Source organism: Tateyamaria sp. LSS28 (assembly GCF_059611725.1).
The window spans coordinates 15,535-28,097 of sequence record NZ_JCAPFI010000002.1 but is presented as its reverse complement, the minus strand read 5'-3'; the positions used below and the strand labels follow the sequence as shown (position 1 = coordinate 28,097).

Below are 12,563 nucleotides of genomic sequence, written 5' to 3'. Positions count from 1 at the left end.
CAACTGGAAATCTGGATCGCCGCACTATCGGCGAAATTTGGCTTGGCAACTGGAGCGTATGAACAGAATTGCCGTCCCATCTTTAATGCCAAAACCCGGCTGGCCTTGTGAAGCGCACGAGCGGAGGCTCCTCGCGGTTATGCCGCAGGGCAGCAGATGTTTTTGTGCAGCGAATGTCTCTTATGACGGGTCGCGCTGCTGCATGAAGCACCCATGACGAATGGCTGAAACGGGCCGCGAGCTTCTGCCTTATCATCTCTAGTTAGGGATGATGCCGCGCTGTCTCCGAGGTCGGCTCAGAGCCCCAAAATGGACATTGGTCCTCGATGCCGTCGGCCCAGTGCAGCATCGAAAAAATAGATCAGGCGTAACAGATAGCGTTACTTTTTCGGATACTCACTCACGTCCTTTGGAAAGCCGGTGTTCACACCGGGGATCTTGAACGTCTTGGTGTCCCACGCGTTGGCCGCAAGCGCGCCACGCACCCAGAAACCGACCGCATTCGACAAAAGCTCGGTATCTTCGAGAAGTGAGTTTTTCAGCCGGATCATGAAGCCATCAATGTCGCTGGCGTCGGTAAAGGGATAGTCGCCCGGGCGGTCGTATTTCAGCGTCTGGCAGGTGATCGTGTCGGGTACAATCGCGCACATATCCGGCACATTGAGAAACGCCGCTGCAGCAACGCGGGTTCGATTGTAAATGCCCAGCCAAGCCGTCTGCGAGTAATATGTATAAAGTTCAGTATCGAGCTGATCGCCGGTAAAGGTATCGACCGGACAACCACCGATCAGAGCGAAACCAGCGCATGGTGCGTTGGCGTAGGGCGTAACCAGAATGTTTTCTTCCTTGATCGCGCCGTCGGAAAGGATGGGCAGGGCCGCCAGTTGGTTTGTTGGAATGGTCAGGCCGCCGCGGAATTGGTGCCAATCGGCATTTGAACCAGAACCCGGGCGTTCTTCCAGTCGATCTGCGGGTTGTCAGCGACCATCTTGCGGAACTGATCGACGCTGTTCATTGCCGCCAACATGAAGGTCCTGATCATGACGTTATTGAACGGAATTGCATAGGCCGCATCATTGCCGTCATAGAAAACGTCGGCGACCGTCTGGCTGGTGTAGCCATTGAATGCACCGCTCTGGGCCCGTGTCAGGAAGTCCTCCGACATCCACAGACCGTAATCCATCATGCGGTTGATGTCGTCCTTGTGGTCCCGCCCACTCACCGCGTCCATCGCATCGATCCAGTCGGGGTCTGCCGCAAGTGCGTCGCGGGCCACTGCGACCCTGTCGATCAGTGCCTGAAACAGCGTCTGGGTGGTGATCTTGGGATTTTCCGGATCGGTCCAGTCGCCGAGGGCAGCCAAGTAGGCTGCTGCAGGGCCCACATGGGACAACGCCGTCATTTGCACGAAACCGCTTTCGGCATCGCTGTGTGTCAGCACGTAATCCAGCGTCTTGCCCGCCGTGTCCGGCGATCCATCATAGACGAACACACCGAATCCGTTGACAGTCACCAACGGGCCCGTGGACGGGATCGGCGCTGCCCGTTCTGCGTCGCCCCCCTGACTGAGGGCCCACCCGATGTTCGGATTTTCCGCGCTGCCCTTGCTGCGTGGGAAGATGTTGAACAGGCACTTAAAGCTGGTATCGATGGATGGTGCCGCTTGGCACGGGTCACTGCACTGCGCACGCGCAATTGTCTGAGTCAACACCAAGAACACTGCCGTGACCAATCCAAACAGGGAGAATTTCCACATCGATATGCTCCTGAGCACCATGGTGTGGTTGTCAAAGTACACTCTCGACCCTGCTCGAACGAAACAAAAGTTGGTCCGACCTTCTTCGCCGCGCTTTATGCAGGTCCAAGCAGCGGATGAGGCTTCAGGACCGTTGGGTGATGAAGAGGCCGTGGCATCGACAGACCTCCGGCATGGGACGTTCACGCCAATCCCAGGCTGACAATCTGGACAGATTCTGCAGGACCTCCGATGACAGCTTCGAGCCCAAAGCACCAAGTGCTGCGGGCTGCTCGAATGGCTGCGTTGAAAACTTCGTGGGCTATTGGGCAGCCCCTCATCTCATTGTGCAGCAGTCCCGTAGGTCAGCGCTTCCCTTACAGCAGTCCTCCATCAAGAAGTTAATAAGGGCACCAATTGTCTTGAAGTTGATGCGGTAGTTCAGGTTCCGGGACCGCCGCTCTTTCTGCAAAATGCCCGACCCCGACAATGCATTGAGGTGGAAAGATGTCCTCGACGGGCTTGCCCCAATTTTGAGAGCGATGTTACCGGCGCTCATGCCGTCTGGTCCCGCCTCAACCAAAGCCCGGATAACATCCAGACGGTCCGAATTTGAGAGAACTCCAAACAGCGTCGCCGCATCTTCTGCGATCATATTTCAATACCTCTTGAAGTATCATTGTTGGTCTGTATATTATTTCAAGAATCATTGAAATAAAAGGTGCTGGGATGAAAACACTGTCAGGTCTCTTGCACGATCTTCAACTTCAAGACCCCTCGCATCCTCTGATTTTCGAAACCCAAGAGGGTGAAATTTCGCCCGGTTACCATGTCACCGAACTCAGACATTCCACCTCGAAAGGGATCGACTGCAGTGGAAACAAGGAGGCTTGGCAGGAAGCGAAATTGCAGCTTCTTGACGGGCGAGGTGAGACACACATGAGCGTTGGCAAGTTCAACGGAATTGTCTCCAAAAGTCTCTCAGCCATGCCAGAGTTGGCGCACGCTTCACTGAAAGTCGAGTTTGGACACGACAACACAGACCTGCGGCTTATGTCGCTGAGTAGCCCCGAGTGTCGTGGCAGCCGTGTCTTGATAAGGCTGGGCAATACGCGCGCCGTGTGCAAGCCGGCTGAAAAATTCGGACGTCAAGAAGGTGGCGCAGATCAGTGTTGCGACAGCAAGGGGACCTCAGCCAAAACATCCTCCTGTTGCTCTACAACGAAGCCGCGCGAGGACGCGAGTTCGTGTTGCGCATAGGGACTTGATTTAGCCGAAAGCTGACGTTCGCGACCAGCAGGGGAATGACCGCAAAGTCCCGGCTTCCGACCTCCAGGTGCTGATAGGCGCTGATAAACTTCGCTTCTGCAGCGGATGTCTGGAATGGGCCAGGCCTGAAGTTGGGCCCAGCCATAGTTGCTCAAAACGCACAAGTGAACCCAGTCGCCTGTTCTGACACCTCCCAAAGCCTCTCCATGACGGCCTTTTATGGGTGGGGGGATGCAGCGTCCCTTGGGGCCCGTGGGCCGCACCCCGCCTCGGCCGCCGACTTGGCTGCTCGGCGGCGAATGCGTATCTTGGAACCTGTGATGACGGGGCCGGCGCGCCAGGCCTGGCAGGGGGAGACCGAAATATGCGAATGAAGATCATCGGGGCGGTCCTTGCGCTGATCGGTCTGTCGGTAATCCTGAGCTGCGTCGGCCAATCAAATGCGCCGGGACCATCCGTCGAGGTCACGCGGGCCGAATTGGACGCCGCTCTGGCAACGACGCTGGCCCAGAGCCGAGAGGTCGATTTCCCGGAGAAGACCCGCTTCGAGGCACTGCGGTTCCGCCATGTCGCGGGCCTGGGCATCGAGGGGCAGGCGCGGTTCTTCGACCCGGCGACGGGGGGCTATCCGCCGCCCGACATTCGGTTCTTCGGGTCGGTACCGATGGGCTGGTGGCGCGTGGAGGGCGGGGCACTGATCATGAAGCTCGCGTCGGTCGATGGGATCGAGCCGATCCCCGGCGGGGCAGCCTCCACCAGTCAGGTGGCGGAACGGATCCGCGACAGCCTAGGCACTGGGGTCGGCGACCTGCTGTCGCGGATGTCCTTCCCCACCGGCCTGGACCCGAACCACCGCTGGATCATTGGCAGCGGCCAAAGCACGCCAGAGGCGCTGCGCTTCGAACTGTGGCCTCGGTGAGAGCAGGGCCATAGTGGCCCAATGGCCATTTTGAGGTTTGGGACGAGAACGGTCCTATGGATGTGGCTCCGTGGCTCACGATCCGGTCGGCGGAATGTAGGTGTTCAGGCGGCACGGCAAACCAGCGGTAAGGTAGGAGCCTTCGGAATGTCCAATTCTGGCCATCTGCATCGACTTGGGTTCCGGCCGGACACGATCTAGTTGATTTTCCAACCCTATATTATGTTGCTGATCTTTATTCAGTCAGAGCAATGCACCTCGGTTCAACGACCGCTTTGGATAACCTGGTTCGAGGTTGTCGAATGTCGGCTATAGCGCCTTCTCGATGATAATCGATCCTCATATGTTGCGCGGACTCCGAGCGCAAAACCAAACAAATCCAGCTAACGCTACATAACGAACCCTTGCCTTGATGATCGAGGGTGTCAAAAGCCCAAGATCGTTCGGCAAAAACAAGACAACCTGCGACGTCTTACAAGCGGTCATCGGTTACCAATCGCAACCCAAGATGCGCGGGCGGGGAGCCGGCGGCGCATCCGCCGCGTGCCGGGTCTCGGATGAGGTAGGACATGGCGGCAACGTGCTCGCCTCCGACGTAGAAGGCAGGGCAGCGGTCTGTGGTAACACTGTCGGCGTAGCAGTCACTGGTCCATTCCCAGACGCTTCCATCAAGGTCTGCGATGCCTTCGGGTGAGATTGAAAAGCTGCCTTGTGTCTTGAGTGCGCGCGGCGTTGTGCCGTCGGTCAGGTAAGTTGAGGCCCAGGTAAGGGAGGGATCAGTAAAGATCGGGTCTGGTTCTTCCGGCAGAACGGGAGCAGCCATAAGGCTCCATTCGTCAGCGGTTGGCAGGCGATAATCTTGGCCGGTACGGGCGTTGATCCAAGCAATGTATTCCTGAACGTCGACATAGCTCAGCCCGGTGGCCGGGGTTATGGCGGGGTCCATGCCAGAGCGCACGCGTAGCGTCAAAGAACATCCGTTGTCCGCTGTACAAGCGTTCCATTCTGCAACGGTGACTTCGTGTTGTTGCACCAAAATGGTTGCTCCATCCGGCAGCTCAACTGCGCTCTTTGCCATGACGGGCTGCAGTGAAGGGTCGAGGGCGCGCTGCATGAGCGCGACCCCGATAAAAGCGATGGCCGCCACGAAACCCAAGCCAACCAAACCAAAGGACATTTTGTTGTGGGTGATGACGGCAAACATCTCACAGGTCCTTTCTCCTGCCTTTTTCAGGTTGTAAATTCCCGTGGGGCCACGACTTGCTCCATCAAGTTGTTGTCCCATTCGCCTTGCACAACAAAGTGTGCGGTGGCACCCAGCATGACGCCTTCGATCAGGTTGTGGTTCAAGTAGGCATACACGCCTGGTTGTTCGAAAGTGTACATCGCGGCCACTGCACTGCCGCCACGCACAAACCAGGTTTCCATGTCTCGCAATGGCGCATCGGTGAACGAACTTTCCCAGACGTAGGTGCCATGGCCGCCGATCAGGTGGGGACGCGAGTCCCGATTGGCCTGATTGTGGATCATCAGGACGGTTTCACCAACATTTGCGGTCAGCGCATGTTCGCCCGTCAGGGCGCCAACAGCGCCGTTGAACACAGAATGCGTCGGGATCAAGCCGCGCATCGCTTCAAGGCTGTCGGCATAGTCGTCGCCTGCCGCCTCGTATTTGCGATACTCGCCATTTTCATCCATCGGCAAATAGTAGTCCTGCTCACCGATATACGCGATCTTGTCATATTGGAGCGGATTGCCATCCTTGTCCTTGAGGCCATCACGCGGCAGAACCATCACGGCGCCATTCATGCCATGGGTCACATGATAGGGGATCATCGCGCCGCCGGGGGCGCAGTGATAGGTGAAGCAGCCAGGCTTGGTCGCTTTCCAACGCAGCACAGTCTCTTCGCCGGGATAGACATGGGTCAGACCACCGCCTCCAAGCGCGCCTGTTGAGGCGTGAAAGTCGATGTTATGCTCCATCATGCTGTCGACCGGATTGCGGAGGGTCAGTTCGATCATATCGCCTTCATGGCAGATGATGAGCGGACCGGGGACCGACCCATTGTAGGTCAGCGCCCAAACCTCGGCCCCGGTGTCTTCATCAACGACCATCAAGCGTTCGGTGGTCTCCATTGTGATCTCGATGATCTTGGGGCCGCCTGTTGCCACCTGTTCATGTTCGGGCGCAAAGGGTGGAGCGACCAACTCTTGCTTGACGCGGGTATAGCCGGACAGGTCTGCAGGCTCTGCTGTGCTGTCTGCCGCTTGCTCACCCGCCGCTTTGTAAATCATGGACGAAGTCGCGTTGATCTTGTTGATCTTTGGCGCGTGTGTCGCTGCCATCGCACCTGCTCCCGTCACGGCAGCAGCTCCTGCGAGCATACTGCCGCGCAAGACGTTGCGACGGCTGGTCTTTATAAGGCCTGGATTGATGAATTTGGTCATGGTTCCCTCCATGGGGGCTGGATTTAGGCGCTAAGGCGGCCCGCCGGAGCGCCGTCTTTATTCAGAGGTTTGCAAGCTGCGCTTCGAAGCGTTCCTTGGCCTTGCGCGGCACGCGGCCTTCGAGGAAATCCTCGGGTGCGTCCACGTCACCAACAGCGATGGTCATCACCATGCCCATGGCGAAATGCGGCTTGCAGATCACGCCGTAGACACCTTCGACATCCAGCGTGACTTCGATCTCTTCGTTGATCTTGCCTTTGAAGGCTTCGGCCCCGTCGGGCAGCATGCCCTTGTTGACTTCGGCGTTGTGGCCCTTGTCCGCGGCAAGGAATTTGATTGTGTCACCCGGCTGCGCTTGAACGAAGGCAGGTTCGAAAACCATGCGCTCACCCTCCGAACCCTTGTTCAGCATCTGTACTTCGATTGTTTCGGCGAATGCTGCGCCACTCATCAGTGCGGCAAGTGCCAAACCGATTGTCAGTTTGCGGATCATCTTCATTTCCTTTCAGATCAGCCTTTGTGTTGATCTGAATATTATCGGATGCCGCGGACCGAACTTTGCGCTGGCACAAAGAACGATGCAGAAGACAACGACCCACACCTTTTCACTTGGGTGCATGGCATCCACTTGCCCATTGTGGCACGACTATCAAGATGGACGGTCAACCTCGCAAAACTCTGCCGCGGCTGGATGAAAGCCTGCTGACGCACCTTCCGCCGTTTTCAAAGCTGGACAAGCGGCAGATCCGTACAATTCTGGATCAAGCGTCATCGCAACGGTATGAAACCGGAATTGCGGTCTTTGAAGAGGGCGCACCGGCGCAACGCTTCTACATGCTTCTCGACGGGTATGTCCGCGTGGTGCGGATCACAGCCACCGGCGAACAGGTGACAACACTCCACATCCCTGCAGGTCAATTGATAGGAATTGCTAAGGCGATCGGGCGCGATACGTATCCGGCAACGGCGTTGACGGCCACGGAGTCACTGGCTCTGAGTTGGCCAACACGGCTGTGGGACACGTTCGTATCTGAATATGACGGATTTGCGACCGAGACCTACAGGATCCTCGGGCAACGCGTAGGCGAGATGAACAACCGCATCGTTGAAATGGCAACGCAACAGGTCGAACAGCGGGTGGCGAATGCGCTCCTTAGACTGATCCATCAAACCGGCCGCAAGGTACCCGAAGGGATCGAGATCGACTTTCCCATCACACGACAAGATCTGTCCGAGTTGACAGCCACCACGTTGCACACCGTGAGCCGCTTGCTCAGCAGATGGGAGAAAGAGGGCCTTGTGCAAAGCAAGCGCAAACGGATCATGGTGCGCGATTCTCATGCGCTGGTGGTACTCAGTCAGGCATAATGGCTACTTTCAACTCTGCCATGAATGCATCTTCTTCGAGATGATACTCGGCGCAGGCGTCAATCAATGTATGGAATGGGCTGACTAGACACCCGACACAGAGCATCCTGTACTTTGTAAAAACCGCGATTGTCTGAGGCCAGTGTGTCATGATGTCGGCCAGTGGCAAGTCCGGGTCGTCTATCCTCGACGTGCGCATACCGTCCTCCTTTCTTAAAACGACCGTAGAACTGAAACTTCGCGAAACGTTGCGCTGGCGCAAACTTCACGGGCTTCACACTGGCTAGACAAAAGGCATCCCAACTTGAGGAGGCCTTTCGCATGGCTGAATTTCTAACCAAATCGCGGGCGCGCAACATCTTCTACGGGGGCTCGATCTTCTTCGTCGTGGTGTTCGTGGGGATGACCGTCCACTCCCATAAATACGTCGTCGATGTCTCGACCGCCGGTATGGAGCTGAGCGAAGAGGTGATCCACGGCAAGCACGTCTGGGAGAGACACTCCTGCATCAACTGTCACAGCTTGCATGGCGAAGGTGCCTACTTTGCCCCTGAGGTGGGCAATGTGATGACCCGTTGGGGCGTCCAAGACAGTCCTGAAGATGCCTTCGAAACGCTCAAAGGTTGGATCGAAGGCCAGCCCAGCGGCATTGAAGGCCGCCGTCAGATGCCGCGCTACGAATTGTCGGATGAAGACATTCGCGGCCTCGCGGAATTCCTACGTTGGGCAGACCAGACAGACACGCAGGGCTGGCCGCCCAACGACGCCGGATAAGGAGGCGAAAACCATGAAATACGAAACACAAAAAGTCGCGTACTGGTACTTCCTCGCCGCGATGGCTCTGTTTGGCATCCAGGTGCTGGGCGGCCTGCTGGCGGGTTGGATCTATGTCTCGCCCAACTTCTTGTCCGAGTTGCTGCCCTTCAACGTGATCCGCATGATTCATACCAATGCGCTGATCGTGTGGCTGCTGCTGGGCTTTTTCGGTGCGGCTTACTTCCTGATCCCTGAGGAGTCAGAGCGTGAAATCTGGTCTCCAAAACTCGCTTACATCCAGCTGATCATCTTGCTGGTCGGAACACTTGGCGCTGTCGGCAGTTATCTTGTTGGTATCCATGGCGGGCGCGAGTTTCTCGAGCAGCCGCTTTGGGTCAAGTTCGGCATTCTCATCGCCGCATTGATCTTCCTGTTGAACATCTCGATGACAGTGCTTGCGGGCAAAAAGACCGCGATCACCAATGTGCTGCTCATGGGGCTGTGGCTGCTGTCGCTGCTTTGGATCTTTGCCTTTATCAATCCTGACAATCTGTCATTGGACAAGATGTACTGGTGGTTCGTCGTACACCTCTGGGTTGAGGCGACCTGGGAATTGGTCATGGCGGCAATCCTCGCATTCCTGCTGCTGAAGCTGACGGGTGTCGACCGCGAGGTGGTGGAAAAATGGCTATACGTCATCGTCGCCACTGCGCTCTTCTCCGGTATCCTTGGCACTGGGCACCACTTCTACTGGATCGGTTTGCCCGGGTACTGGCAGTGGGTCGGCTCCATCTTCTCGACTTTTGAGGTGATCCCCTTCTTTCTGATGATGAGCTTCGCGTTTGTGATGGTCTGGAAGGGGCGGAAGAACCACCCTAACAAGGCGGCTCTCCTGTGGTCGCTTGGGTCGTCCACCGTCGCCTTCTTCGGCGCGGGCGTCTGGGGTTTCCTGCACACTCTGCACGGCGTTAACTTCTACAGCCACGGCACGCAGATCACCGCAGCGCACGGGCACCTCGCCTTCTACGGGGCCTATGTCGCGCTGAACCTCGCGGTTTTCACCTACGCGATGCCAATGCTGCGGGGACGGGAGCCCTACAACCAGGTGCTCAATATGGGCAGCTTCTGGCTGATGACCGGAGGCATGGCTTTCATGACCTTCGTGCTGACCTTCGCAGGCACGATCCAGACGCACATGCAGCGGGTGATCGGCGATTACTACATGACCGTCCAGGACGATCTCGCGATCTTCTACCTGATGCGGTTCGGTGCCGGTGCAGCTGTCGTGCTGGGTGCACTGCTCTTCATCTACTCGATGCTTGTGGTGCGGAAGGACGAGATCATCACGCCAGGCCCCGCCAACCCTGTTCCGGGAGATTGAGCCATGAACATCGCAACCACACCAACCCTGCCGTTCTACCAGCCCACGGGCCGCGAATGCGACCTGTTCGAGACGGCCTATGACAATGGTTTGCCCCTTCTTCTGAAGGGGCCGACCGGCTGCGGCAAAACCCGATTTGTAGAACACATGACCGCGAAACTGAGTAGGCCGCTCTATACCGTCGCCTGCCATGATGATCTGTCAGCGGCGGACCTGATCGGTCGGTATTTGCTCAAGGGCGGGGAAACCGTTTGGGTTGACGGCCCGCTAACCCGCGCGGTGCGCGAGGGCGGCATTTGCTACCTTGATGAGGTGGTGGAGGCGCGCAAGGACGTCACCGTGGTGCTGCACCCGCTGACGGACACACGACGGACCTTGATGATCGACCGTACAGGCGAGGAGCTTGTGGCACCGGCGGGGTTCATGCTCGTGGCCAGCTACAATCCGGGCTATCAGAACGTCCTAAAACGATTGAAGCCCTCGACAAGGCAACGGTTTTTGTCGATTAGCTTCGACTTCCCAAAGGCTGAAACGGAAATCGCCGTGGTTGCCAGCGAAAGCCGGCTCGAACCGGGGCGCGTTGCACCGCTCGTTCGGTTGGCGGGGCACATCCGAAATCTGTCGGGCATGGATCTGGAAGAAGGTGTCTCGACCCGCTTGCTGATCTATGCGGCCACCTTGATGGCGGGCGGTATGGGGGTGGATCAGGCGCTTGAAGCCGCAGTGATTGAGCCACTCAGCGATGAGCCCGACGTGCAGCAATCGCTGCGTGACCTTGTCAGTACGATCTACGGATAACGCTATGCGTCTTCTTGACCTCATGGAGCCAGAAGAGACGGTCGGCAACCTGTGGCACGATATGGCAAAGGGGATCGGCGCGGATGTTACCTTTCCCGAGGCGGCAGTCACGCTCGCCTCGGTCCGGCCGAGCCTGTCAGTGCTGTTCCGGGCGCTTGGCGGCGCGCCCGGGGTAGAGCTGCGCGAGGCGCCCGCGACACTGATGCAACACCGCCGCCCGTTGCGTCGCAAGCTGGGCGCGGATCGGGACCGCGAATGGAAGCCCAGCTTTGACGGCGAGCGGTTGAATTTGCCGCCCGTGATCGCCGTATTTCCTGACGCGGACCTCAACCGCGCCGCCTATTTCTGGCTGACCGCTCTGGCCGCACACAGCGATCCGACAAACTTGATATTGCCTGTTGATGGCCCGGCGCATGATTGCGCACAGATCACAGCCAACACAGCTGCGGCTGGTGCCGCTTTTGCTGCCTGTCCGGGTCTGCGTGAGGCGTACCGCGGCATGTCGACAATCTGTCTCGCGCTGCGTCCGAAGGTGATCCGCCCCGCGCAAGAGGAGGCGATTGAGACCGCCATTTGCCATCACCTCTGTGCAAGCGCCCAAGCCCTTGAGGTCGACCTGGCTTTGCGTGGATATCAGACCTTTGCACCGGTTCCGATCTGGCTGCATTTTACGCATCCTGGTGCTGGTGTTCCCGCAAGCGAAGACAGCGCAGATCCCGTGGCACCGCCACCGACTGCCGCACACACCAGCCGCAAGTTGGGCGCGCGCAAGGAGCATGAACAAAACAACCGCAGCGACAGTTTTATCATGCACCGGTTCGAGTCGATCCTGTCATGGGTCGAGTCGATGAACATCAACCGCAGCGTGGATGACGACAATGACGAAAACGCGCAAAAGGCAGCCGATGATCAGGACGAGATTGTCCTGACCAAACACGACCGCAAGACCGCGACCCGTCTGCGCCTGCATCTCGATCTGTCGCCTGCTGATGCGGATCACGAGGCGCTGTCTGGCATTCATACCTATCCCGAATGGAGCCACCGCTCTCGCAGTTACATGGCCGATCACTGCCGTGTCCTGGATGCACCGGCGCAACCCAATGGCACGGCCTTTATGCCCAACGCGCGCCGGGTGCGTGATGTGCGCCGCCAGTTCGAGGCGATGCGCCCGCGTCGCATCCTGCAACCACGCCAGGTGGACGGCTCGGAACTGGATCTTGACGCGTTGTTGACCGCACAAACCGATCTGCACGCCACCGGGCGCGGATCGGATCGCATCTGGCAATCCGCGCGACAAGTTGAGCGCGACTTGTCCGTCGCCTTCCTCATCGACAATTCTAGATCCACCGAGGCCGCCATTGGCGACACCAGCGTGATCGAAGTCGCGCGCCATACGATGGCCGCGCTGGCCACCGGCATCGACGCGGCGGGCGACCGACTGGGAATCTGGGGTTTTTCATCGCTGCGCCGTGATCGTGTTTTCCTGACCCGCTGCAAGGGGTTCGACGACGCCATGTCGCCCGAGATCACCGCCAATATCGGCGCGTTGAAACCCGGCCACTACACGCGCCTTGGCGCCGCGATCCGTCATGTGTCCGCACAATTGGCTGAAGAGGTCTCTGCACGCAAGCTGCTGATCGTTTTGACCGATGGCAAGCCCAACGATCTGGACCATTACGAAGGCCAACACGGGATTGAGGACAGCCATATGGCCGTGCGCGAGGTCCGCAACGCGGGCATGAGCCTGTACGGCATCATCATCGACGAGGACGGGCAGGACTGGTTCACCCGCATCTTCGAGCGCGGGGGGTTCACGCTGTTGCCGGATGCAAATCGCCTGCCCCGAGCCTTACCCGATATCTATCGCACCCTGACACAGGAGATCTGAC

14 protein-coding genes are annotated in these 12,563 nt (G+C 58.1%); 7 read left to right on the top strand and 7 right to left on the bottom strand.

What is annotated here, in order from left to right; genetic code table 11:
- Positions 1–380: 380 nt before the first annotated feature.
- The 3 genes from AC53L6_RS04895 to AC53L6_RS04885 all read right to left on the bottom strand — a co-directional run bounded on the left by AC53L6_RS04895 (position 381) and on the right by AC53L6_RS04885 (position 2,390).
- A complete protein-coding gene (locus AC53L6_RS04895) occupies positions 381–650 on the bottom strand; it encodes a hypothetical protein (protein WP_496907021.1) in 270 nt (89 codons plus the stop codon).
- Positions 651–901: 251 nt separating this feature from the next.
- The gene (locus AC53L6_RS04890) at positions 902–1,756 is read right to left on the bottom strand and encodes a DUF5624 domain-containing protein (protein ID WP_496907020.1); all 855 of its coding nucleotides are present in this window, start codon (positions 1,754–1,756) and stop codon (positions 902–904) included.
- A 316-nt stretch (positions 1,757–2,072) separates the two neighbouring features.
- Entirely contained in the window at positions 2,073–2,390 is a 318-nt protein-coding gene (locus AC53L6_RS04885; RefSeq protein WP_496907019.1) for an ArsR/SmtB family transcription factor, read from the bottom strand.
- A 74-nt stretch (positions 2,391–2,464) separates the two neighbouring features.
- Here AC53L6_RS04885 and AC53L6_RS04880 point away from each other — a divergent pair, with 74 nt between their 5' ends.
- Together AC53L6_RS04880 and AC53L6_RS04875 are read left to right on the top strand one after the other, a co-directional pair.
- Positions 2,465–2,995, top strand: a complete 531-nt coding sequence (locus AC53L6_RS04880; RefSeq protein ID WP_366141813.1) for a DUF6428 family protein — start codon at positions 2,465–2,467, stop codon at positions 2,993–2,995.
- Positions 2,996–3,374: 379 nt separating this feature from the next.
- Positions 3,375–3,923, top strand: coding sequence for a hypothetical protein (locus tag AC53L6_RS04875; RefSeq protein WP_496907018.1), 549 nt, complete (start codon positions 3,375–3,377; stop codon positions 3,921–3,923).
- 472 nt (positions 3,924–4,395) lie between these two features.
- Here AC53L6_RS04875 and AC53L6_RS04870 read toward each other — a convergent pair whose 3' ends face one another.
- The 3 genes from AC53L6_RS04870 to AC53L6_RS04860 all read right to left on the bottom strand — a co-directional run bounded on the left by AC53L6_RS04870 (position 4,396) and on the right by AC53L6_RS04860 (position 6,864).
- The gene (locus AC53L6_RS04870) at positions 4,396–5,127 is read right to left on the bottom strand and encodes a formylglycine-generating enzyme family protein (protein ID WP_496907017.1); all 732 of its coding nucleotides are present in this window, start codon (positions 5,125–5,127) and stop codon (positions 4,396–4,398) included.
- A gap of 26 nt (positions 5,128–5,153) precedes the next feature.
- Complete coding sequence (gene nirK, locus AC53L6_RS04865) at positions 5,154–6,371, bottom strand: copper-containing nitrite reductase (RefSeq protein WP_496907016.1); 1,218 nt, start codon at positions 6,369–6,371, stop codon at positions 5,154–5,156.
- A 61-nt stretch (positions 6,372–6,432) separates the two neighbouring features.
- Positions 6,433–6,864, bottom strand: coding sequence for a pseudoazurin (locus tag AC53L6_RS04860; RefSeq protein WP_299212177.1), 432 nt, complete (start codon positions 6,862–6,864; stop codon positions 6,433–6,435).
- A gap of 161 nt (positions 6,865–7,025) precedes the next feature.
- Here AC53L6_RS04860 and AC53L6_RS04855 point away from each other — a divergent pair, with 161 nt between their 5' ends.
- Positions 7,026–7,739, top strand: coding sequence for a Crp/Fnr family transcriptional regulator (locus AC53L6_RS04855; protein WP_496907015.1), 714 nt, complete (start codon positions 7,026–7,028; stop codon positions 7,737–7,739).
- Here AC53L6_RS04855 and AC53L6_RS04850 read toward each other — a convergent pair.
- Positions 7,726–7,938, bottom strand: coding sequence for a DUF1858 domain-containing protein (locus AC53L6_RS04850; protein ID WP_299705053.1), 213 nt, complete (start codon positions 7,936–7,938; stop codon positions 7,726–7,728). The genes AC53L6_RS04855 and AC53L6_RS04850 overlap by 14 nt on opposite strands.
- Before the next feature lie 122 nt (positions 7,939–8,060).
- On the opposite strand from AC53L6_RS04850, the gene AC53L6_RS04845 reads away from it, so the two are divergent.
- Genes AC53L6_RS04845 through AC53L6_RS04830 form a run of 4 tightly spaced genes read left to right on the top strand, consistent with a single transcriptional unit; the run spans position 8,061 to position 12,562 of the window.
- Positions 8,061–8,513, top strand: coding sequence for a c-type cytochrome (locus AC53L6_RS04845; RefSeq protein WP_299746811.1), 453 nt, complete (start codon positions 8,061–8,063; stop codon positions 8,511–8,513).
- Positions 8,514–8,526: 13 nt separating this feature from the next.
- Positions 8,527–9,876 carry a cbb3-type cytochrome c oxidase subunit I gene (locus AC53L6_RS04840; RefSeq protein ID WP_496907014.1) on the top strand — a complete coding sequence of 450 codons (1,350 nt, stop codon included), beginning with the start codon at positions 8,527–8,529 and terminating at the stop codon, positions 9,874–9,876.
- 3 nt (positions 9,877–9,879) lie between these two features.
- On the top strand, positions 9,880–10,674 hold the full coding sequence (locus AC53L6_RS04835) for a CbbQ/NirQ/NorQ/GpvN family protein (RefSeq protein ID WP_299601202.1): 795 nt from the start codon (positions 9,880–9,882) through the stop codon (positions 10,672–10,674).
- A 4-nt stretch (positions 10,675–10,678) separates the two neighbouring features.
- Positions 10,679–12,562: a nitric oxide reductase activation protein NorD gene (locus AC53L6_RS04830; protein ID WP_496907013.1), complete on the top strand. Its 1,884-nt coding sequence runs from the start codon at positions 10,679–10,681 to the stop codon at positions 12,560–12,562.
- Position 12,563 lies beyond the last annotated feature (1 nt).